Raw genomic sequence first — 24,109 nt, forward strand, 5'->3', positions numbered from 1 at the left:
GGCACGCCGCCAGCGTTCGTCCTGAGCCAGGATCAAACTCTCAATAAAAAGTTTAATCTTAAATTGCTCATAAAACTTACTAATAAAAGAATTGCTGGTTTAAGTTTGTTTATATATTAATCTGTTCAATTTTCAAAGACCATTTTGTTGTTTCTCAGTGGGGTTAACCACTCAACATAGACTATTATACACGCATTTTTCGACACTCCATAATTATATATCTGTATTTATGTTGATTATTCTATTAATACTCTTTTTTTCTCTGTTTTTCTATCTTTATTATATCTTGATACACTAGGTAGGGTGTGCTATAATTAATTTTTACTTTTGTGAAAAACGAAGGATTTTAAGCCATTTTCACTTAAAATCCCTCTCTAAAATTCTAAAGGACATAATAGAGAACTTCTCTTTTTTATTATTCCTTTAATTCAATTAATTATTCTATATTAGATTATGTTCAACTTTTCTCATTTTATTTATATAGTTAGTTATTCTCATCTTAAATCTTTCAATATGTCCATTTACATAAAAGTTTATTAAATCATAAGATACGAAAATAGCATCTACTATTAAATACTGTACATCTTTTAAATTATCTTCTTCCTCTTTATTTATCTCTATTCCATCACTTTTTATTTTTAATTCTTCAAACTTTTCTTTATACTCAGTTAAAGTTCTAGTTATCTCTTCGTTATCATTTGTTGTAAATTTACTTTCTAATAAAGCTTCATTATATTTTACATATTCTTTATTCACTTTTTTATATTCTTCATATATATCTATTAATTCCATTTTCTTCTCCTAACTTAATATCCTATCTATTTCTAACTTAACATATTATATATAAATAATTAGAATACATTCTTTTTATTCTATTATAATGCTTTATTTAGAAAGTTTTAATCTTTATTTTCTAAAACTCTTTAATAACGGTAATATTTTTTCCATCCCTTCTTCTTCTGCTTTTAATTTGCTTTCTTTAGTAAATCCTGTTCCATCTACCAGTAGCTCTTCAAACTTTGCTATTCCCATTGCATGTGCTATATCCTTAACATATTCCACCCCATGATTCATTTGTTTCTTTATTATCATCGGTAATGGCCCACCTGACGATTGTACATATATCATTCTTCTTTCCTTATCACCTAATAATCCCTTACATCCTTTTTCTGATATTTCTATTGTTTTTCCTTGTTGTACTACACAATCTAGATATTCTTTTAATGGACTTGGAAAAGACATACTCCATAATGGTGCGCCTATAACATATGCATCTGCTTTTGCAAATTGATTAGCTAACTCATGAATTCTATCTATTGCTTTATTATCTTCTTCTGATAACTCAGAACTTTTTTGTATTGAACAATTTCTTCCTCTAAAATATTTTGCATCTAATCTTGGTATATAGTCTTCATAAAGATTAATCTCTTCTACATCGCATTGTGGATGAAATTGTTTAATCATATCTACTAATTTTCTTGATACCTTTCTACTTGAAGATTCTTCTTCACTTTTTGAATTTACTATTATATATAGTAGTTTCATTTTAAACACCTCTTTACTTAAATTTTTATCACTATATTATTTTCTCCATCTTTCCGATAAAAATCCAAAATCCTCTTAGAAATTACTACTAAATATATAGTGTTCTTAGATTCAACTTGCAGTACCTAATTTTAAGCTTTTTAAAAATTATAAAAATAAAAAGACTATCTATTTTAAAGACAGTCTTTTATCAATTTTATTTATTTTCTTCTATTATCTTATTTAATTTATTTTGCACAAGCCATAATTTTTTTTGTTTTTTATTTATAGCTACTCTTCCTTTTCCTTGTGCTTCTTCTATTTGCTTCATATACTCTGCATCTGCAACTTTTATTGCTTCTTTTATTACCATTAACTCTTCACTTGTAAACATTCCTTTTCATCCTCCTAAAAAATATCTTCAATTATAACATCTCTTTTACCGTTTCTCCAATTATCTTTATTCCTTCTTCTATTTCTTCTATACTTACTCTAGGTAATCCAATCCTAAATGCATTATCTGAACTTGAATCCATTGAAAATATATCTCCTGGTGTAAAAATCACTTTCTTCTTATAACATTCTTCTAAAAGTTTTCTACTATTTATACCCTCAAGTTCTATATAAATATGTAGTCCACCTTCTCCCCATATCTTTTTAGGTTTTATATATTTTTTTATACAATTGATTGCAAATTTATATTTTTCTTTATATGCTTTCTTTACCTTTTTTATATTCTTATCAAAATATCCTTCTCTCAAATACTCATATAATATCCCTTGATCTAAAAATGATGTATGAATATTTTTGCATCTCTTAACACTCTCTAATAATGTAATTAGCTTTTTATCACCTAATATCCATCCTATTCTAAGTCCTGGAAAAAGTATTTTTGAAAAGCTTGATAAATATATTACTCCACTTCCATTTACATCAAAAGATGCTATTGGAGATAAATGTGTACTATTATATAGTAATTCCTCACTAAATCCATCTTCTAATATAGGTACATTATATTCTTTAAAAATATCATAAACTTCTTTTCTTTTCTCACCTTTCATTACAAGACCTGTTGGATTATGATATGAAGGAATTAGATATCCAAACTTAATATCTTCCTTTTCTAAGTTTTCTCTTAATTCTTTTTCATCTATACCATCATCATTCATTTTTATTCCTACTATCTCTATTCCATTTGCCTTCATAATCTTTATTGCTGTATTATGAGTTGGATTTTCACATATAATTTTATCTCCCTCTTTTGTAAATGCAGATAGAATCATATCTAATCCTTCTGTAAATCCATTCGTTATTAGAATATCTTTTCCTCTTATATCTACACCCTTCTTTTTCATATATTCTAATAACCAATCTATTAATGGTTTATATCCTTTTGCATAGCCATAATTTAATATTCTATGTTCCTCTATTGAAATTCTATTTAAAAATGATTTCTTCAATTCTTCTATATTAAATAATGCTCCATCTGGAGATATACTTTTGAATGAAATTATTCCTCTATCCCAAGGAATCTCATTTTTTACTATATCTAATTCATTTGCTACTTTCCCGTATCTATTAAGTTTGTTTTCCCAGGAAATACTCCATTTTTCGCTAATATCTGACTCTACTGGAGTAACAAATGTTCCTTTTCCTTTTACAGTATACAAAACACCTTCTTCTTCTAAATTCTCATAAGCTGTAATAACAGAATTTCTACTAACTCCTAATATTCTCCCAAGTTCTCTTGTTGCAGGTAACTTTCCATTCCCTGCTATCATTTTCTTATCTATCATATTCTTTATATAATTTTCTATCTGTTTATATATAGGTTCTTTATCATTAAAATCTAAGCTAGAAAAAATCATCTTTATTTCAACTCCTATCTATAATCAATCTTTCTATATTTAATAACCTAATTTTTATCACTATATTCAATAATTCCTCTTTTATACTAATAACTATATTTTTAATTCTTCATCTACAATATATCATACATCCCCTCTTAGAAAGGTAACAGGCTCTATAACTTTTTAGGAATAAATTTATATTTTTATAATATAATTAATTGAAAACAATTACATTCCATGTTATACTTTTAATGTAATAATTTGTATGTATATATTTTTCAAACTTGTGCTATAGAGTATTTAGAGAGTTGAACGCAAGGCTTATTTGCCCTACCATTGTTTAACTCTCTTTTTCTCATTATTTATATAACAAAAAGGGGGAGTTTTATGTTTCAACAATTTTTAGCTGAGATTTTTGGTACAATGATTCTTGTTATTTTAGGAAATGGTGTTGTAGCAAATGTTGTTCTCAAAAAAACTAAGGGTGAAAATTCAGGACTCATTGTTATTGCTTTTGGGTGGGCAATGGCAGTTTGTATTCCTGTTTTTATTTTTTCTAGTGTTAGTGGTGCAGTTTTCAATCCTGCTGTAGCTATTGCTCTTGGGTTTATTGGAGATTTAACTTGGTCAAAAGTTGGAATCTTTATAATTGCTCAATTTATTGGTGCTATTTTAGGAGCTGTTATAGTATATCTTACTTACTATAATCACTTTCAAGAGACTGAAGATGGTGATTCAAAGTTAGCCTGTTTCTGTACTATTCCTGCTATTAGAAATTTAAAGTGGAACTTTTTCACTGAATTTATTGGTACTTTTATCCTAATGTTTGGTATATTAGGATTAGGTTCTGCTAAAATGGTAGATGGAATTTCACCAATTGCAGTTGGGTTACTTATTTTAGTTATTGGAGTCTCACTTGGTGGACCAACTGGATATGCTATAAACCCTGCTAGAGATTTAGGCCCAAGGATTACTCATTTTCTTTTACCTATAAAAAATAAACGTGATTCTGATTGGGGGTACTCCTTAATTCCTGTTATAGCACCTATTTTAGGAGCTATCTGTGGAGCCTTAGTTTATACAAATATTTTTTAAAATTTAGGGGGACTATTTAATGTTAAACTTTAGAAGAATTCTTGAGGATAATCCAATTGTTGCTGCTGTTAAAGATATGAAGCAATTAGATAATGCCTTAAAAACAGATGTTAATGTAATTTTTGTGCTTTTTGGAAATGTATTAGATGTAGTTACTATCTCTAAAAAGATTTCTGACTCTAGAAAAGTTGGAATTTTACACATAGATTTAGTTGATGGCTTAACTAATAGAGAAATTGCTCTGCAATATTTAAAAGAGAAAACTACTTTTAGAGGTATTATAAGCACTAAGGCACAAACAATAAAAGCTGCTAAAAAATTAGGCTTTATAGCCATTCAAAGGGTATTTATGTTAGATAGTCTTTCTTTTGAAGGTGCATCAAATCATTTAGTATCAGATTGTGATGCTGTTGAAATGTTACCTGGGCTTTTATTTAAAATAATAACAAAATTATCAAATACAATAAATAAACCACTTATAGTTGGTGGATTAATTTCAGATAAAGAAGATGTAATGGATGCGCTAAATGCAGGTGCAACCTGTGTATCTACAACTAGAGAGAATATTTGGTACATGTAAAAAAATTTATGAGGTGATTGTATGAATAAATATGTAGTAGCTTTAGATCAAGGAACAACTAGTTCAAGAGCAATAATTTTTGATAACGAACAAAATATTATTGGTGTAAGCCAAAAAGAATTTAATCAGATTTATCCAAAGGAAGGTTTTGTAGAGCATGACCCTATGGAAATTTGGGCAACTCAATATAGTGTGCTTCAAGAAGTTTTAGCTAAAACTAATATAACTCAAGAAAATATTGCAGCTATAGGAATTACAAATCAAAGAGAAACAACTATTGTATGGGATAAACACACTGGAATGCCTATCTATAATGCTATTGTATGGCAATGTAGAAGAACTGCTGAAATCTGTGATAATTTAAAAAAACAAGGTCATGAAGATTATATCCGTGAAAATACTGGACTTGTTTTAGATGCATATTTTTCTGGGACTAAAGTCAAATGGATTTTAGATAATGTAGAAGGAGCTCGTGAAAAAGCTGAAAATGGTGACCTTTTATTTGGTACTGTTGATACGTGGCTTGTGTGGAAACTTACTAGTGGAAAAGTTCATGTAACTGATTATACTAATGCTTCTAGAACTATGCTTTTTAATATTAAAACTTTAGAATGGGATGAAAAAATGCTAAAGATTTTAGATATCCCTAAGTCAATGCTTCCTAAAGTTAGGAATTCTTCTGAAATTTATGGATATGCAAACTTAGGTTCTAAAGGCGGTATTAGAGTTCCTATCTCTGGTATAGCTGGAGATCAACAAGCTGCACTTTTTGGTCAAGCTGCTTTTAATAAGGGTGATGTTAAAAATACTTATGGAACTGGTTGCTTCCTATTAATGAATACTGGTGAAGAACTTGTTCAAAGTAAAAATGGTCTTTTAACTACTATTGCTATTGGTCTTGATGGAAAAGTTCAATATGCTTTAGAAGGTTCAGTTTTTGTTGGTGGTGCTGTAATTCAATGGCTTCGTGATGAATTAAGAATAATAACTGATTCTAGTGATACTGCATATTTTGCATCTAAAGTTAAAGATAATGGTGGTGTATACGTTGTTCCTGCTTTTGTTGGACTTGGTGCTCCACACTGGGATATGTATGCTAGAGGAAGCATTTTTGGGTTAACTCGTGGTACAAATAGAAATCACATTATAAGAGCTTCTCTTGAATCAATTGCTTATCAAACTCGTGATGTTCTTGAAGCTATGATTGAAGATGTGGGATATGATATAAATTCTATAAAAGTTGATGGCGGAGCTAGTCAAAACTCTTTCCTAATGCAATTCCAATCTGATTTAGTTGGTAAAAAAGTAGTCCGTCCTATCATAACTGAAACAACTGCTCTTGGTGCTGCATATTTAGCAGGTCTTGCTGTTGGATATTGGAAGGATAAAGAGGAAATATCTAAACTTTGGTTTGCTAGTGAAGAGTTTAATCCTACTGTTTCTGAAGAAGATAGAAATAGATATTATAAAAAGTGGAAAAAAGCCGTTAGCCGTGCAAAATCATGGGAGTTAGATGATTAAATTTTCAAAAATAATATGGAAATTTTTACATTATTATGATATACTATTATCAAATGAATAAAAAATTTTTATTTTTGTGTGAGAAGAGAAAATAGAGCTAAACACAAGAAGGCATTGTTATGTCCTTTTTGAGTTGGCTCTTTTATTTTTGCTGAAAAGGAGCGATATAAATGATTTATGATGTAGTTATTATTGGTTCAGGAGTTATTGGAGGTTCAATATTTAGAGAACTTTCTAAATATAAATTAAATGTTCTTTGCTTAGAAAAAGAAACTGATGTTTCTATGGGTTGTTCAAAAGCAAATTCTGCAATTGTCCATTCTGGTTATGATCCAGAACCTGGAACACTTATGGCAAAGTATAACGTTTTAGGAAATGAAATGTTTGAAGACCTTTGTAAAAAACTATCTGTTCCATTTAAAAGAAATGGTTCACTTATTATTGGATTTAATGAAGAAGATAAAAAAGAATTAGAAATTCTTTATAATAGAGGTATTTTAAATAATGTACAAAACTTAAGGCTTCTATCTAGAGAAAAAGTCCTAGAATTAGAACCTAACATAAATAACCATGTTTCTTGTGGACTACATTGTCCTACCGGTGGAATTGTAGGTGCTTATGAATTTACTATTGCTCTATCTGAAAATGCTATTGATAATGGTGGTGAACTTAGATTAAACTCTAAAGTTATAAATATTGAGAAATCTAACACCTTTAAAATCACCTTAGAAAATGGTGATTTTATAGAAAGCAATTATATTGTAAATGCAGCTGGTGTTCATGCTGATAATATTAATAATCTTATCTCTAATGAAAAATTTCAAATTACACCTAGAAAAGGTGAGTACTTTGTTTTAGATAAAAGCCAAGGAAATTTATTCAATAATACTATATTCCAATGTCCTTCTTCTCTTGGAAAGGGAGTTTTAGTTACTCCTACTGTTCATGGAAATCTTTTAGTAGGACCTAATGCAACTGATACTACTGATAAAGACTCAGTTTCTACTGAATCTAAAGGACTAAATGAAATTAAAGAAACTTCACTTAAAACTACTACACTTATAAATTTTAGGGAAAACATAAGAAACTTTGCTGGACTTCGTGCTATAGCAAATTATCCTGACTTTATAGTTGGAGAAAGTGATGTTAAAGGATTTTTCAATGCTTCTGGTATAAAATCACCTGGATTAACTTCTGCACCTGCTATCGCTATTGATATAGTAGAAATGCTTAAATCTTCTGGTTTAATTTTAAATAAAAAAGAAAACTTTATTGAAGAAAGAAAACAAGTTCACTTTATGGAGCTTTCTAAAGAAGAAAAAATTAATCTTATAAGTAAAGATCCAAGATACGGACGTATTATTTGCAGATGCGAAAATATAACTGAAGGTGAAATTGTAGATAGTATAAATAGAACTCTTGGTGCTACAACTATTGATGGTGTTAAAAGAAGATGTAGACCTGGATGTGGTAGATGCCAAGGTGGTTTCTGTGGACCTCGTGTTCAAGAAATTATTTCAAGAGAAAAAAATATAGATATTAAAGATATTCTTTTAGATAAAAAAGATTCTTATATTATAGTAGGAAAAACAAAGTAAGGGGGAATATATATGAAGAAATATGATTTAATCGTAATCGGTGGAGGACCTGCAGGACTTGCTGCTGCTTATGAAGCTTATAATAATGGTGTTAAAAACATTTTAATTATAGAAAGAGATATTGAACTTGGTGGTATTTTAAATCAATGTATTCATAATGGATTTGGTCTTCATACTTTTAGAGAAGAACTTACTGGCCCTGAATATGCTGAAAGATTTATAAACTTAGTAAATAATACAGACATTGAAGTTATGTTAGATACTATGGTTTTAGAAATTGAAGAAAAAGTTGTCCATGCTATAAATTCTAAAAATGGATATCTAACTTTAAATGCTGAAGCTATAATTCTAGCTATGGGTTGCCGTGAAAGAACAAGAGGTGCTATTTCTATTCCTGGTGATAGGCCTTCTGGAATTTTTACAGCAGGTGCAGCTCAAAGATTTATTAATATGGAAGGAAAAATGGTTGGTAAAAAAGTTCTTATACTTGGTTCAGGAGATATTGGGCTTATTATGGCAAGAAGAATGGCACTTGAGGGTGCTAAAGTTTTAGCTGTTGTTGAACTTATGCCTTACTCAAATGGATTAACTAGAAATATTGTTCAGTGTTTAGAAGATTATAATATTCCTTTATACTTATCTCACACTGTTACTAATGTTATTGGTAACGGACGTTTAGAAAAAGTTATAATTTCAAAAGTAGATGAAAAGTTTACTCCAATAGAAGGAAGTGAAATAGAATTTGATGTAGACACTCTTCTTCTATCAGTTGGACTAATTCCTGAAAATGAATTATCTAAAAATGCTGGCATAAATCTAGATATGAGAACTAATGGACTTATAGTATCTGAAAGTATGGAAACAAATAAAGATGGAATATTTGCTTGTGGTAACGTAGTTCATGTTCATGACCTAGTTGACTTTGTAACTGAAGAATCAAAAAATGCTGGAATTAATGCTGCTAAGTATATCAAAGGTAAAAGAAAGTCAAATAATTTCATAGAAATAACAAATGGTACAAATATCTCTTATACCGTACCTCAAAAGTTTGAAATGGATTCTCTCTCTTCCTGTCTTTCTATCTTTATGAGAGTTCGTAATGTCTTTAAAGATAAATTTATTGTTGTTCGTGATTCAGAAGGGAATTTAATCCAAAAATTCAAAAAACCTCACGTTGCTCCTGCTGAAATGGAGAGAATTACAATTTTAAAAACTAATTTAGCCAAAGCTACTGGACCTTTAACAATATCATTAGAGGATGGTGAAAATTTATGTTAAAAGAATTAATTTGTATTGTTTGCCCTAAAGGCTGTCACCTAACTGTAGATACTGAAAATGAAACTGTCACTGGTAACACTTGTCCCCGCGGAAAAGTATATGGATTAAATGAAGTTAAAAATCCTACAAGAGTTGTCACATCTACTATTAAAATACAAAATTGCGACAATATAGTATTGCCTGTAAAAACAAGTGTGCCTATTCCAAAAGACATGATATTTGCTATTATGAAAGAAATTAATAACATCTCTATTTCACTGCCTATAAAAACTGGCGACATCATACTAGAGAATGTTTTAAATACTGGCTCAAATATTGTCGCAACTAAATCTTTATCTCTTAGTTTATAGATTTAAAAGAAGTCTGTCGCATGACAGACTTCTTCTTTGTTAATTAATATTCTATTCTTTTAAAGCGACAATTTAATCTAAATTCATTAGTACTTACTGTTGCTTCAATTTTTCCATTCATCTTTTGGATTACTTCCTTAACTATCGATAATCCAATCCCTGTATTTTTGCCTCTTCTACTATTGTCGCTTCCCTTATAAAACCTTTCAAATACTTTTGTCGCATCAATAAATTCATTATTACTTTTTGAATTTGAGATAATTAATTCTACATAATCATTCCTATGTAGAATCTTTACCGACACCTCTCCTGTCGTATTCTTTAATGCATTAGTTAAAATATTCTCTAAGATTCTTTCTGTCTCACTTACATTTCCTAAACAAAAAATATTTTCTTTCACATCTATCTTTGGTTCTATTCCTAACTTTTCAAACTCATCATAAAAGTCTACTATTTTGTCGCATACTATCTCACTTAGATTTATTTTTTCTAATTCTATTTTATAGCTTTCATTTTCTATAACAGATAGTCTAAAGAAATCATCTAACATCTTCTTTAAATCTTTTGCTCTCTTTTCAATTTTATTAAGATACTCTTTTTCCTTTTCATCTTTTTCATTTTTTGATTTTATAACTTGAACATATCCAATTATAGATGTTAAAGGTGTTCTTAAATCATGAGAAATGTTTGCTATCATCTCTTTTAACTCTTCTTTCCTTCTTACTTCCTCAATCTTCATTTTCTTTGATAAATCTATATGCTTATTTATACTTCTCGCTAAATCTTCTATTTCTTTATTTATTAAATTTATATCTATTTTTTTATCAACTTCCTTATTATTGTATTCATTCAATTGCCCTGATATATTCTTAATTTCTTTCTTCATTAAAATTATATAGGAGAGTAAAATAACTATTACTATCCCTAATATAAAAACTAAAATGATCATTTTCTCTCCTCGTACTTACTTTATCTCAAATTTATTAAATATCATTCTACCTATATCTAAAACTACTGCTATCATTAGTATCATCCAAAAACCTACTGTCATAAAGCTTATATTTTCTACTCCACTAGCTAAATTTCTTAATAGTAATATTGGAATAAAATTTATATAGGATTCTGATAGCATATGACCTACCATAGTTAATCCCCAAATTTCTACTACTGCAAGTATTGATATTATTGATGCACTTGGTAATAAAAAAGTTATTACTCCATATATACCAATACTTGTTCCACAAATCAATATATATGCTCCTATTGATTTTACTGTCAAATATAATAATTCAATTGTGACACCTGTCGGTCTTCCTAAAATAACATATCCTGTCATTACTATTGCAAAATTTATTACTATTAAAATAGCCATCCCCATTATTAATGAAATAACACTTGAGCTTAATATTTTCCATCTTTCATATCCATAAGATACTATGTTTTTTAAGCTTCCATTATTAGCTTTATTTATCATAATTGATGAAGTTAAAGATATTCCCACTATATACATACAAATAGCTGTACCTAATGCAGATTTTAAAAACTCTAAATAATTCTCACCATATTCTGCACCTATATTAAAACCATACTGTATTCCTTCTGGCGTTGTAAAACTCATAATTCTAACTTCACCTAACAGTAAAGCAACTATTCCTATGACTATTGTGGCAATAAAAGCATTTTTATAATACTTACTATGAAATAATCTATATAAATCACCCTTTAACAAATTAAGCATTTTCGATTCCCTCCATAGCATTTAGTACATAGTTTTCTAAGCTTTCTCCAACTACACCCATCTTACTTATAAATACATTCTCCAATGCTAACTCTTTATTAATAATAGCACCTTCATTTATTCTTTCATAAATTCTTATAATATTTTTATCTAGAACCGTATAATCTCTTATATTCAATATATTTTCTAAAACCCATGTACATTTCTCTGGATTATCTACAGTTATTTCTAATGCTTTTTTTGATTTCTCTTCTAATTCTTTAAGACCTATCTCTTCAATCAATTCTCCATCTTTCATTATTCCATAAACTGTTGCAATCTGACTTAACTCATTTAATATATGACTTGATATTAATATAGTTATCCCTTTTTCTTTATTTAGCCTTTTTAATAATTCTCTCATAGTCACTATTCCCATTGGATCTAGTCCATTTGTAGGTTCATCTAATATAAGAACTTCTGGATCTGTTAAAAGTGCCATAGCAAGTCCAAGTTTCTGTTTCATTCCTAAAGAATATTGACTTATATTCTTTCCTTTAACATCTATTAATCCAACTAACTTTAGTTTTTCTTCTACACATTCCTTCCCTGGAATTCCTTTTGCTCTTCTTAAAATCTCTAAATTTTTATATGCATCTAAATCATCAAAAAAAGCTGGTGTTTCTATTAATATTCCTATTCTCTTTCTACTTTTAATTAACCCATTTGTCTTTCCAAAAAGCTCGAGTTCACCTTCATTTAAATTAGATAATCCAGTTATTATTCTCATTAAAGTAGTTTTACCAGCTCCATTTTTTCCGATTAACCCATATATTTGTCCTTCTCCTATATTGATATTTATATCTTTAAGAACCTCTATACTTTTATATTTCTTATTTAAATTTTTCGTTTTTATAACATAACTCATAAATTTAATACCTCCTTCTATATCCTTATAATAGACATAGACTTCTAAGTAACCTCAAAGAAAGTCTTAAGAAAGTCTTAATTCGCATTTAACTTATATCCAATCCCCCATATAGTTTTTATATACTTCTCTTTTGCTCCTGCTTTTTTTATCTTATTTCTTAAATTACTTATATGAACTGTTATAGTATTATCATCACAGTTGAATTCTTCATCCCAAATACTTTTAAATAAGTTCCCCTTTGAAAAAACCTTATCAGGGTACCTAATCATAAGCTCTAAGATATCAAACTCTATCTGAGTTAATTCTATTTTTTCTTTATTAATACAAACTGTTCTAGTCTCACTAGATAGGTTTATTTCTTTATATACTTTCCTCTCATCTATAAAATTACTCTTCATATTTCTTCTTAAGTTTACTTCTATCCTTGCTAAAACTTCATCTACATCAAAAGGCTTACTTACAAAATCATCTGCTCCTAATCTAAGAATTTTTGCCTTTAATCCAATCTCCTCTCTTGCAGATATTATAATTACAGGAACCTCACTTTCCTCTCTAATTAAACTTAATATTTCATCACCACTTTTTCCAGGCAACATTAGATCTAATAAAACTAAATCAAACTTGTTTATCTTTAACTGTAAAAGTCCCTCTGTTCCTGAATATGCACTTTGAGCTTCATACCCATTGTCAACTAACATATCTTTAAGTAATTCATTTATATCATTATCATCCTCAATTATAAGTATATTTCTCTTCATTTTACCCCTCCCATTTTTACCCATTATATCATAAAAGATACCTTGTTTTTCCATTTACTTTTTTGTATGATAATCTAAAGGAAGTGATGTTATGTTAAATTTTAAAAATGGTCTTAATTATGATGAATACATGAAACTTGGAACTGATGAAGATAAAAAAATGAATAAAGAATTTTATGATAAGTCCCCTATTCATAGTGAATCTATTTCAAAAATTAGTAATGAACCCTTAAATATTGCAGTTTTTTCAATGACACGTTGTAAAGATGCTGCAACAATAATGCCAGTATTATTACAAATTGCTAAGAAAAACCCTAATGCTAAAGTTAAATTTTTTGATAAAGAAGGACATAAAGACATCCTTAAAAATTTAACTGGCTCTGTTCGCATACCTACAATATTAAAACTTGATTCTAATGGACAAATTCTAAAAGAATTTTTAGAATTTCCTACTGCTGTTGATAATAAAATTTCAATAAATCCAACAGATAAGGATAATATTGTTGCAGAATTTAGAGATAACAAATATTATAATGAATTAAAAAAAGATTTATTATCATTTTTCAAATAATTAAACACCTGTCTTTTTATGACAGGTGTTTTTCTATATTACTTTTCATTCCTAATTCTCCTCATTTTAACTTAATCACTCTATAATATGACTCAAATCTCATTTATGTTAAAATATACTTAATGCTTCTTTAAAGGAGGTTACAAATGAAAAAGGCTAGACAATTTTTTATGGAACTATCTATTAGTGATGAAGTTAAAGCCTTAAAAGTTTTAATTGCATCATTAATTGCTATTTTTTTAAGTTCATTTGATAAACATCTTAGTGCGACAACTACTGTCATTACAATTTCAATAATCTTTGCTTTTTTACCGACAGTTTCTGCGACAAGATCATACTGTATCCAACGTGTTATAGTTAATTTTATAGGTGCGACAATTACATTAATCATAGGAATTCTTTTAAATTGGAATATTTATGCCCTTGCATTAATTTCATCTGTCACAATGCTTATATACTATAAATTAAATTTAGCTAAACAAAAGCTTAGTTTAGTTAGCTTAATTGCAGCAAGTACAATATTTTTTATGATAATGAGTACCCCTTCAGCTACTGAGACACGTTTTGTCTCAATAATTGTAGGATCAATTTTAGCAATTTTAGTTAATGAATTATTTTTACCTTTAAATCAAGGCTTTAAGCTTGAAAAATCAATCCAAAACTTTTCACTTAGCCTTTTTAAACTTCAAAATATCCTTCTTAGTGACATAGATATAAGTTCTAGTGATGACCTTAAAGGTCTAAATAAATTGCTAGTCTCTATAAAACCTAATATTGATACTTTAGAAAAAGAATTAACTACAATATCATTAACTAATCATTTACGACATTATTATCGTAAAATTTCATTTTTAAAATCATTAGGTGATGTTTCGATGGCTTCTTATGAACTAATAGACACCATTTTTGAAAACAAAGAGACTTTTAATTCTTTACAAGAATCAAACAAGCTTTATTTAAAAGAACTTTTCTCTAATTTAGCTTTTAACCATAAGCTTCTATTTGATAAATATTTTAAAAATGATTTTAAAAAAACAAATATCAATTTAATTACTTTTAATAATTCAAAATTAGATATTAATAACGATATTAATATACTTATTCTAAGTAAGCTTATTAAATATAGAAATACACTTATAACATTAAATTCTCTATATAATTAAAAAGAATGCTAAATTTTATTTTAGCATTCTTTTTAATGATCATTATTTAATATTTTTATATTATTCCATAGAATAACGCTATCATTCTTATTCATCATAACTCTAATATCACCATCTTGTGATATTACAAATCCTATGCTATTAGGCTTCTTATAGCAATATCTCATCATTGATCTATGTCTTGTTCCAAAATGCTCATAGCGTACTTCTTGAAGTCTTCTACCTCTTGCATCTTTTGCAATATATATTTTAGGTGGCTTTTCATTACATAATATCTCAACACCAAAACCATTTACCTCAAACTTAGAATTCATTAAAACTAAACCATCAACACAACTTAATGATGAAATATATTTTATTGCACCACTTATACTATTTTCATATTCTTTAACATCTATAAGCGTACAATCCTTTTTGTTTATTAATAAATTTGATATTCCAGCTTTACTACTGCCCATTATTTGATCAAAAATCCTATCTTCTAAAAAATTTAATTTCACTAAACTTTCACCATATTCTAAAATTTGATTTCCAAGCCTATTATAAAGAATATTATACTTTATATCTAAATCTTCATCTAAAATATCATTATCAATCAGTATTGCACCACCATGTCTATATTCTTTTATATTTATAAGTATTCTACAAATTATTGATATCCACTTTTGTTTTAAAGTTCCAGTCCAACTATCTCTATGACCATAGATTTCATCATGAGTCCTATTTTCAACATTCATTATGTACTCATATATATATTCTTGAAGCTTCTCTATAACTAATCCTTCTTTAAATACATCTATTTGATTATTTATTAAAACACTCTTTTTTAAACTCGCAATCTGCTTATATCCTTTATAAACAACAAGCTCTGCAAGTTCTTCTATATCTAAATAGAATGTTCCTGGCCTTTCTGGTCCTGTATTACTTTCATTTAAAATAAAGTTATGATATGAATCCTCTTGGTCAATCATACCCCATATAATCCATTTCCCATTTACAAAATCAACTGCTAATGCTGTTACCTCTGGATCTGCTGCTTTAGCTATTTTCACAAGATTTGAAATAGTTAACTCCACATCATCTTTAAACCTTATGTATGACCATCTATTTTTCATTATTCTTTTTGGTGGATTAAAATCTGGGATGTTTTTATTGATATATGTAAGCCTCACTTTAATAGGTTGTAATTCTTCAGTTTTTAAACTAGCAAAATAAGCTACTTCAAAAAGTGATTCTAAATCTTCAACTGTAACTTTTAATGCTGTTCCATTTAAATAAAAGAAATTATATACTTCTTTTGCTAAATCAATAGGATATGCAAATTTATTTTTCTCCATACACTACTCCTCCTAATATTATATTTTCTACTAAAGATTATACTCCTTTACAACAACTTTAGAAAATAAAAAACCTGTAAATCATTTGATTTACAGGTCAAAATTTCATCTTAAAATTAAGCAAAATATCTGTCTAATAATCCTTTGAAAGCTCTTCCGTGTCTAGCTTCATCTTTACACATTTCGTGAACTGTGTCATGGATTGCATCTAAGTTTAATTGTTTAGCTAAAGTAGCTAAATCTTTTTTACCTTGACATGCACCAAATTCAGCGTCAACTCTTGCTTGTAAGTTAGCTTTTGTATCAGCAACTACAACTTCACCTAACATTTCTGCAAATTTAGCAGCATGCTCAGCTTCTTCGAAAGCTATTCTTTTATAAGCTTCAGCAACTTCTGGATGCCCTTCTCTATCAGCTTGTCTTGACATAGCTAAGTACATTCCTACTTCAGTACATTCTCCCATGAAGTTAGCTCTTAATCCTTCAATTACTCTTTCGTCAACACCTTGTGCTACTCCGATTCTATGCTCATCAGCCCAAGCCATGTCTCCTTCCATTTCTTTGAATTTATCAGCTCCTACACCACATACTGGGCATTTTTCTGGAGCAGTAGCCCCTTCATAAATATATCCACATACTGTACAAACAAATTTTTTCATAATAATTTCCTCCTCTATTTTCACACACATAAATTTATTCCTCTAGACTTCTTAAAATCTAGTTTTAATCTTCTTATTGCACCTCTTTGGTACATATTTATTATATAATAACTATTATCCATTGTAAAGACTTTTTTAAAATTTTCTATAAAAAAACTGACTAAATTTTTAATCAGTTTTTTTATCTAAATCATATATATGTGCATTTGCACTATTTTCTAATATAATTTTTGACATAGTTGTTATGATAAATTGAATATGTGGAAACATTTCTTTTAATAAATGTACTATTTTCTCTTGTATGTTTGGATGTATATGCTTTTCAATTTCATCTATTAACACAATTCCTTCTACATCATACTTGTTTGTTCTAATCTTCTCCATCTTGCTCATTATCTCCACAAAGAATTTTAATGCAGCTGTATGTCCATCAGACAATTCTTTTAATGTACATGGAATTTTATTTTTTATATCTACAACATAGTCTTCTATCTTTTCATCATAATAAAACTTCAGATCTTTCACTGAGAATAGAAGCTTTAATAGCCTTTCAAACATATTAAACCATCTCTTTATTAATACCAGTTCTTCCTCATCTTCAACAGCTATAGCTTCTTCCTCTCTATCTTTAAGTTGAAACAAATATTCCTTAAATGCTATATCATCAATCTCAATATTTCTTCTTGATTTATAATATAAAAATAAAAACTCTCCTATATCATATCTCTTTTGTAATTCTTTATTACCTTCTATTTTAAGTTCTACACCAGTGCAAAACTTCTCTTTTTTTATACTAAAAAATTCTAACCTATTTTTTAATTTATTTATCTCACTTTTAGATGCTTCAGTTAAAATCTCTTCGTCTCTTAGAAAATATAAATTCTTATTGCATTCTTTTATATCCTCATTTAAATTTATAACATTATTATACTCCTTTAAATTTAGGGAGTTTAAAAATGTATTTATAGATTCTAATAAAATTGTTTTTCCACTTCCATTTTTTCCTGTGATTATTAAATTAGTGTTCTTTAAATCTATTTCCCCATACTTTAAAACCTTATAATCTTTTACTATGATTTTCTTTATAAAAGTTTCTTGCATAAATTTAGTTTAGCAGGAAAATTACTCCCTACATTCCTCCTTAATCTTTTTTCTTTTATTATATCATCCATTTCTCCAAAAAATAACAATTTCTTTTAAAAACATATAAAAAAATACTTAGAATCCAAAGAATCCTAAGTATCTGCTTCTATCACTCTGTTGGTTGCCGTCAACATTGTAATAATTTGAGTAAATTTAAATCAGTTGCCATGTATTTTCTCATACTTCTAAAGTCTTAACCTTTAGAATTGATAATATTCATTATAGCCTATTTTTCATAGTTATAATTATTAAGAATTTATTACTTTTTTATTTCAATAATCACTTTTTGCTATTATTTATTTTTCAATAGGTATTTAGTTATATATTGTTTTATTCTAAGATTTATAAAATTCTTTAATTCTTTCTTTTAACTATTATTTTCATAAAAAAAAGAAGCCCTAAGGCTTCTTCTTCAAAGTATTATTCTACTATTTCAATTTTCATTAAGTTAGTAGCTCCAACTTTATCTAAAGGTACTCCTGCTGCGATAACTACTGTGTCACCTTTAGCAATAAATCCTTTTTCTTCAGCTATAATAACTGATTTTTCCATCATTGCATCAGTTGATTCAAACTTATCAGCAACTACTGGATATACTCCCCAAGCGAATACTAATTGCTTAGCAACTACTTCATCTTTTGTTATAGCTACGATTGGACACTCTGGTCTACATTGAGATAATCTCTTAGCTGTAGCTCCACTCTTAGTTGAAGTAACAATTGCTGCTGCTTGTAATTCATTAGCTGCATTACATGCTGCTCTGCTAATAACACCAGCTATTGCAGGTATATGTTTTTTAGCTTTTGATACTGCTACTTCATAATCTAATTGCTTTTCAGCTTGTGTAGCTATTCTTGACATAGTTGAAACTGCTTCTACTGGATATGTTCCGTTAGCACTTTCTCCTGATAACATGATTGCATCTGTTCCGTCTAATATAGCATTAGCTATATCTGAAACTTCTGCTCTTGTTGGTCTTGGATTTCTTATCATAGAATCTAACATTTGAGTTGCAGTAATTACTGGAATTCCAGCTATATTACATTTCTCAATTATCATTTTTTGTACTGCTGGTACATTTTCTATTGGAATCTCAACTCCAAGATCTCCTCTAGCTACCATAATGGCGTCTGAAACAGCAATTATTGAATCGATGTTGTCAACACCTTCTTGGTTTTCTATTTTAGGGCAGATTAAGATATCTTTTCCACCATTTTCATCTAATACTTTTCTTATAGCAAGTACGTCTTCTGCTTTTCTTACGAATGATGCAGCGATCATATTTACTTTCATTTCACAACCGAATTTTAAATCAGCTTCGTCTTTTTCAGTTAAAGCTGGTAATTTAATTGATACTCCAGGAACGTTAACTCCTTTGTGAGTTCCAACTAATCCAGTATTCATTACTTCACAAATAACCTTGTTTCCTTCTACTGATTTAACAGTTAATCCTACTAAACCATCATCTATTAAAATAGTGTTTCCAGCTACAACGTCATCTACTAATCCATCATAAGTTACTGAACATTTAGTAGTGTCTCCTATAACTTCCTCTTTAACGAAGATTGTGAATTCTGAACCTTTTTGTAATTCTACTTTGCTTGGCTCAAATTTACCAGTTCTTATTTCTGGTCCTTTTGTATCAAGAACGATAGCTATTTCTTTTCCTAATTCAGCAGCTAACTTTCTTACTTTATTCATTCTTCCTCTGTGCTCTTCATGATCACCGTGTGAGAAGTTATGTCTTGAAGCATTCATTCCTGCTTCTATAACCTTAGTTAATATCTCATCACTTTCACTTGCTGGTCCTATTGTACAAATCATTTTAGTTTTTCTCATTACAAATAACACTCCCTCTAGTTTGTATTAAACCCAAAATTTAATATATTAAAATCTATTTAATTAATGATTACTTAGATAATACTTTTGCCATTTCATATAAATCTTCATCAAATTTACGCTCTATGGCAAGAGCTTCGTCGATATCCATATCAACAATTTTATTATCTACTGAACCAATAACTCTTGATGTTTTACCTGCTAATAATATCTCTACAGCCTTAGCTCCCATTCTTGAAGCTAACATTCTATCAAAAGCACTTGGACTTCCACCTCTTTGGATGTGTCCTAAAACAGTAGCTCTTGTTTCAATTCCTGTAACGTCTTCTACTTCTTCAGCTAATTTAAATGCTCCACCAACACCTTCTGCAAGAAGTATTAAGTTGTGCATTTTTCCTTTTAATTTTCCTTCTAATATAGTTTTGCAAAGTTCATCTTTGTCGAAACCTTTTTCTGGCGTTATTATTGCCTCAGCTCCTCCATCAATACCTGCATATAAAGCTATATCTCCACAATTTCTACCCATAACTTCTACAATTGAAACTCTCTCATGTGAAGTCGAAGTATCTCTTATTTTGTTTATTGCGTCTAAAACAGTATTTAAAGTTGTATCAAATCCTATAGTGTAGTCAGTATAAGCTAGATCATTATCTATAGTTCCTGGTAGTCCTACAGTTTTAACTCCAAGCTTTGATAAAAGCTTAGCTCCTGTAAATGAACCATCTCCTCCAATTACTACTAATGCATCTACTCCATAAGCCTTTAATATTTTAACAGCTTTCTTTCTAACTTCTTCTTGTTTGAATTCTGGACATCTAGCTGTTCTAAGGATAGTTCCTCCTCTTTGAATTATATCAGAAACAGAAGTTCTATTCATTGGGAATAATTCACCATTAATTAATCCACTATATCCTCTATGAACTCCCATAACTTCTAATCCTGCAGTTAAAGCCGTTCTTACTACCGCCCTTATAGCAGCATTCATTCCTGGTGCATCTCCACCACTTGTTAAAATAGCTATCTTTTTCATCTTTACTCCTCCTTATATTACCATAGGGGCTTAAAATGACCCACTGGTAACAAAACTTCCCACATTTACATGACCGACTATAATTGTACATAAAAACCATAAATTTATCAATTATATTGTACATCTTTTTAGCTTTTTCTTACTTTGAAGATTATTAAGATATATTAACAACTACTGTTTATAACTCTATTATACCCTAATAAAACCTGCTTTATCTAAATATATGATTTTTTTAATGATTTGATTTTTGTAAAAATTTTCATTTACAAATTCAATAAATATCCAGCCATTTCTTAAACATATATTATATATTGTAAATTTTTTTTAATATTTTTTCAAACTTATAGACATAATTAAAAATATTAAAAATTTTTCTTATATCTTTTATTATACGTTAATTATCGCTTTTTTCTCGACAAATATCAAGATTATTTTTATTAATTTTCTGTATTTTTTGACTATTGCAAAAATCTTTCATTTTTATATAGAAAAAAAGTAGACTTGATTATTCATAACCAAATCTACTTTTTTCTTAATTTTCTAATATCTTAATATTCTCTTCTAAATACTTTTCTTTTAAAACATTAATAATATCTGTTTCTAAATTAACCCATAAATCTCTGTTTACTCTATAGCTTTTTCTATCTTTTGCATCAAAAATATAAACTGGTGTATCTCCTTTAAACTCTTCACTTAAATTTTTAAGCTCTAAATTTATTTTCTTAACCTCTCCTATATCCTTTGCTCTAATATAGACTTTACTACTATCCACTTTTTCTAATGGATCAATTTTTTCACATATAAGCTTTGGCATTTCATCTTCTTTTAAGCTTATTCTACCTCTCATTAAGACTAATTCATCTAACTGTATATTATCTCTTACTCTATCTAGAGTCTTAGGGAATACTATAATTTCTATTTCACCAGTTAAATCCTCAAGCTTTAGAAAAGCCATTAAAGTATTATTTCTAGTTACCTTTTGATTTACCTCCGTTAATATTCCACCTAATATTACAGTTTGATTATCCTTAACCTTAATGCTATCTAAAGCTTCGTCATCTAGAATGCCTTTTTCAACCTCTTCTTGCAGTATCTTATGAGAATCATAAATACTCTGAATATCAATAGATGCTTGAAGTTTTATACTCTTCTCATATTCATCTAAAGGATGCCCTGAAAGATATAATCCAGTCATTTCCTTTTCCATACTTAAAAGATTTCTCTTATTAAATTCATTTATATTAGGATAAGAAACCTCTGGTACACCCTCACTTTCCTCAAGCCCACCAAAAAGATTTATTTGGCCATCAATATTTCTCTTCTTCTCATTAGAAACACCATCCATAAGTTTCTCAAAAACACCAAGCATCTTAGATCTATAAACCTTAAACTCATCCATAGCTCCAGCCTTAATTAAGCTTTCAACAGCTCTCTTATTTATAGCACTTAAATCGACCTTATTTATGAAGTCCATTAAAGATGTATAATCACCCTTAGCTTCTCTGCTTCTAACAATATTCTCACAAACATTAACCCCTACATTCCTAACTGCTGCAAGACCAAAAATAATTCTGTCCCCATCAACAGTAAATCTTGTATGACTTAAATTAACTGTAGGTCTAATTACCTGTATTCCTTCACTCTCTGCAAATTTAATATAATGTGCAACCTTCTCACTAATACCCATAACAGAATTAAGCATCGCTGCTATCATCTCCACAGGGTAATATTTCATCAGATAGGCTGTTTGATAACCTATAATTCCATATGCTGCTGCCACTACTACTCTTACTTTCATAAGCCTATCATTAATAATAGTTGTAGTCTGGACTATACCATATACTTTTAAAAAGTATCTCCTATTATAGTCTCTGAGCGTCTTTCATCGAAGTAGTTTATACTTTCTCTCCAATCCTAAATTTGCCTTATAAATTTTATTTTTCTTAATTTATAAATTATTTTTAAGGTCTTTCTGTCCATATAAATACTCCCTTAGAAATTTCGTTGCTGATTTCCCATTTTTTATATCGTTCCCCATAAGAAACCATTTAATACTTAGATTTTACTCTTATATCATCTACTTAATTTTTTCTGTATTTCTACCACTTTCACATTTATTTTTTCAAATTCTGTTGTAGTTTAAGTAGCTTTAGGGGGTTCCAGCAATTTAAGGAGTTTTTAATTATAAATCACTTTATAATGCCACGCACACTTCATGGCTCTTGTTGAAAGCATATGAAGCAAAGTCCATCATCATATCATATATCTTATTTGCAGCCTCTTCTGAAATACCATTTCTTAAACAACCTGGCACTTCAACATTTCCATCCTTATCTACTATTCCATAGATAAAGTTTTTCCTTTCTTCCTCCATGACCTTATGCTTCTTCTTAGACATTGCTCTTCTAACAAGGTCACTTCGTCCCATAGAATATCCAGCTAATTTTCTAACAATTTCCATTACTTGTTCTTGGTAAACCATTACTCCATAGGTAACATTTAAGATATCTTCCAATTCTGGTGTTACATATGTTACTTTTTCTGGATTTCTTTTTCTTTCTATATAGTTAGGTATTTCTGCCATTGGACCTGGTCTATATAAGGATATTCCGGCTATGATATCCTCTAAACAATCTGGCTTTAATTCCTTCATAAAAGATACCATTCCAGCAGATTCTAGTTGGAATACACCTGCTGTTTTACCTTCTCCTATCATTTTATAAACTTCTTTGTCCTCTGTATCTATCTTATCTAAATCTAGCTTTATACCCCTATTGTACTCAATCATTTTTACAGCATCACTCATTACAGTTAGAGTTCTTAAGCCAAGGAAATCCATTTTTAATAACCCAAGCTCCTCTAATGTATTCATACCAAATTGAGTAACTATCATTTCATCATTTCTTTGTAATGGAACATACTCCACTAATGGTTTTGATGCTATAACAACTCCCGCTGCATGTGTTGATGAATGCCTTGGAAGTCCTTCTAAATTCTTACTGACATCAATTAAATTTTTCACTCTTTCTTCTGAATCATATACAGCCTTAAGCTCTGGATTAAAGTCCAATGCCTTCTCTATTGTTATTCCAAGCATAGTTGGAATCATCTTAGCAATTCTATCAACCTCTGCATAAGCATAATTCATAGCCCTACCAACATCTC

The 24,109-nt window shown here is 28.9% G+C and carries 22 protein-coding genes and 1 pseudogene; 8 read left to right on the plus strand and 15 right to left on the minus strand.

The features are described from left to right. Positions 1–441: 441 nt before the first annotated feature. From ACRDDY_RS07395 to ACRDDY_RS07410, 4 genes are all read right to left on the minus strand, one after another. Positions 442–792 (minus strand): hypothetical protein, encoded by a 351-nt coding sequence (locus ACRDDY_RS07395; protein WP_438564308.1) that lies wholly within the window; start codon positions 790–792, stop codon positions 442–444. A gap of 114 nt (positions 793–906) precedes the next feature. After that, positions 907–1,545, minus strand: a complete 639-nt coding sequence (locus tag ACRDDY_RS07400; protein WP_438564309.1) for an FMN-dependent NADH-azoreductase — start codon at positions 1,543–1,545, stop codon at positions 907–909. A 196-nt stretch (positions 1,546–1,741) separates the two neighbouring features. Beyond that, positions 1,742–1,918 carry a hypothetical protein gene (locus ACRDDY_RS07405; protein WP_438564310.1) on the minus strand — a complete coding sequence of 59 codons (177 nt, stop codon included), beginning with the start codon at positions 1,916–1,918 and terminating at the stop codon, positions 1,742–1,744. A 31-nt stretch (positions 1,919–1,949) separates the two neighbouring features. Further along, entirely contained in the window at positions 1,950–3,392 is a 1,443-nt protein-coding gene (locus ACRDDY_RS07410; protein WP_438564311.1) for a PLP-dependent aminotransferase family protein, read from the minus strand. A 369-nt stretch (positions 3,393–3,761) separates the two neighbouring features. Here ACRDDY_RS07410 and ACRDDY_RS07415 point away from each other — a divergent pair, with 369 nt between their 5' ends. The 6 genes from ACRDDY_RS07415 to ACRDDY_RS07440 all read left to right on the plus strand — a co-directional run bounded on the left by ACRDDY_RS07415 (position 3,762) and on the right by ACRDDY_RS07440 (position 9,796). After that, entirely contained in the window at positions 3,762–4,469 is a 708-nt protein-coding gene (locus tag ACRDDY_RS07415; RefSeq protein WP_438564312.1) for an MIP/aquaporin family protein, read from the plus strand. A gap of 19 nt (positions 4,470–4,488) precedes the next feature. Further along, positions 4,489–5,049 (plus strand): glycerol-3-phosphate responsive antiterminator, encoded by a 561-nt coding sequence (locus ACRDDY_RS07420; RefSeq protein ID WP_438564313.1) that lies wholly within the window; start codon positions 4,489–4,491, stop codon positions 5,047–5,049. 21 nt (positions 5,050–5,070) lie between these two features. After that, positions 5,071–6,570, plus strand: a complete 1,500-nt coding sequence (gene glpK / locus ACRDDY_RS07425) for a glycerol kinase GlpK (protein WP_438564314.1) — start codon at positions 5,071–5,073, stop codon at positions 6,568–6,570. 170 nt (positions 6,571–6,740) lie between these two features. Continuing rightward, positions 6,741–8,168, plus strand: coding sequence for an NAD(P)/FAD-dependent oxidoreductase (locus ACRDDY_RS07430; RefSeq protein WP_438564315.1), 1,428 nt, complete (start codon positions 6,741–6,743; stop codon positions 8,166–8,168). 12 nt (positions 8,169–8,180) lie between these two features. Beyond that, positions 8,181–9,446: an NAD(P)/FAD-dependent oxidoreductase gene (locus ACRDDY_RS07435; protein WP_438564316.1), complete on the plus strand. Its 1,266-nt coding sequence runs from the start codon at positions 8,181–8,183 to the stop codon at positions 9,444–9,446. Continuing rightward, complete coding sequence (locus ACRDDY_RS07440; protein WP_438564317.1) at positions 9,440–9,796, plus strand: DUF1667 domain-containing protein; 357 nt, start codon at positions 9,440–9,442, stop codon at positions 9,794–9,796. The genes ACRDDY_RS07435 and ACRDDY_RS07440 overlap by 7 nt, the downstream gene beginning before the upstream one ends. Before the next feature lie 43 nt (positions 9,797–9,839). Here ACRDDY_RS07440 and ACRDDY_RS07445 read toward each other — a convergent pair whose 3' ends face one another. The 4 genes from ACRDDY_RS07445 to ACRDDY_RS07460 all read right to left on the minus strand — a co-directional run bounded on the left by ACRDDY_RS07445 (position 9,840) and on the right by ACRDDY_RS07460 (position 13,202). Continuing rightward, positions 9,840–10,745 (minus strand): sensor histidine kinase, encoded by a 906-nt coding sequence (locus tag ACRDDY_RS07445; RefSeq protein WP_438564318.1) that lies wholly within the window; start codon positions 10,743–10,745, stop codon positions 9,840–9,842. A 15-nt stretch (positions 10,746–10,760) separates the two neighbouring features. Continuing rightward, positions 10,761–11,534, minus strand: coding sequence for a hypothetical protein (locus ACRDDY_RS07450; protein WP_438564319.1), 774 nt, complete (start codon positions 11,532–11,534; stop codon positions 10,761–10,763). Then, positions 11,527–12,441 (minus strand): ABC transporter ATP-binding protein, encoded by a 915-nt coding sequence (locus ACRDDY_RS07455; protein WP_438564320.1) that lies wholly within the window; start codon positions 12,439–12,441, stop codon positions 11,527–11,529. The genes ACRDDY_RS07450 and ACRDDY_RS07455 overlap by 8 nt, the downstream gene beginning before the upstream one ends. 77 nt (positions 12,442–12,518) lie before the next feature. Beyond that, on the minus strand, positions 12,519–13,202 hold the full coding sequence (locus tag ACRDDY_RS07460) for a response regulator transcription factor (RefSeq protein WP_438564321.1): 684 nt from the start codon (positions 13,200–13,202) through the stop codon (positions 12,519–12,521). Between the two features lie 91 nt (positions 13,203–13,293). Between ACRDDY_RS07460 and ACRDDY_RS07465 the strand changes: the two genes are divergently transcribed. Together ACRDDY_RS07465 and ACRDDY_RS07470 are read left to right on the plus strand one after the other, a co-directional pair. Continuing rightward, the gene (locus ACRDDY_RS07465; protein WP_438564322.1) at positions 13,294–13,773 is read left to right on the plus strand and encodes a thioredoxin family protein; all 480 of its coding nucleotides are present in this window, start codon (positions 13,294–13,296) and stop codon (positions 13,771–13,773) included. A gap of 146 nt (positions 13,774–13,919) precedes the next feature. Continuing rightward, a complete protein-coding gene (locus ACRDDY_RS07470) occupies positions 13,920–14,936 on the plus strand; it encodes an aromatic acid exporter family protein (protein ID WP_438564323.1) in 1,017 nt (338 codons plus the stop codon). Positions 14,937–14,968: 32 nt separating this feature from the next. On the opposite strand, the gene ACRDDY_RS07475 is transcribed toward ACRDDY_RS07470, so the two are convergent. From ACRDDY_RS07475 to ACRDDY_RS07505, 7 genes and pseudogenes are all read right to left on the minus strand, one after another. Beyond that, positions 14,969–16,273: a putative sensor domain DACNV-containing protein gene (locus ACRDDY_RS07475; RefSeq protein ID WP_438564324.1), complete on the minus strand. Its 1,305-nt coding sequence runs from the start codon at positions 16,271–16,273 to the stop codon at positions 14,969–14,971. Positions 16,274–16,389: 116 nt separating this feature from the next. Beyond that, on the minus strand, positions 16,390–16,932 hold the full coding sequence (locus ACRDDY_RS07480) for an NADH peroxidase (RefSeq protein WP_438564325.1): 543 nt from the start codon (positions 16,930–16,932) through the stop codon (positions 16,390–16,392). A 168-nt stretch (positions 16,933–17,100) separates the two neighbouring features. Beyond that, positions 17,101–18,033 carry an AAA family ATPase gene (locus ACRDDY_RS07485; RefSeq protein WP_438564326.1) on the minus strand — a complete coding sequence of 311 codons (933 nt, stop codon included), beginning with the start codon at positions 18,031–18,033 and terminating at the stop codon, positions 17,101–17,103. Positions 18,034–18,495: 462 nt separating this feature from the next. Continuing rightward, positions 18,496–19,914, minus strand: coding sequence for a pyruvate kinase (pyk, locus tag ACRDDY_RS07490; RefSeq protein WP_438564327.1), 1,419 nt, complete (start codon positions 19,912–19,914; stop codon positions 18,496–18,498). A gap of 70 nt (positions 19,915–19,984) precedes the next feature. Then, positions 19,985–20,944, minus strand: a complete 960-nt coding sequence (pfkA, locus tag ACRDDY_RS07495; RefSeq protein WP_438564328.1) for a 6-phosphofructokinase — start codon at positions 20,942–20,944, stop codon at positions 19,985–19,987. Between the two features lie 532 nt (positions 20,945–21,476). After that, positions 21,477–22,742: a helix-hairpin-helix domain-containing protein gene (locus ACRDDY_RS07500; RefSeq protein ID WP_438564329.1), complete on the minus strand. Its 1,266-nt coding sequence runs from the start codon at positions 22,740–22,742 to the stop codon at positions 21,477–21,479. A gap of 399 nt (positions 22,743–23,141) precedes the next feature. Beyond that, positions 23,142–24,109, minus strand: a pseudogene (locus ACRDDY_RS07505) (DNA polymerase III subunit alpha); the annotation flags it as partial.

Origin of the sequence: Clostridium sp., from assembly GCF_051656525.1 — a bacterium.
Classification (GTDB): Bacteria; Bacillota; Clostridia; order Clostridiales; family Clostridiaceae; genus Clostridium.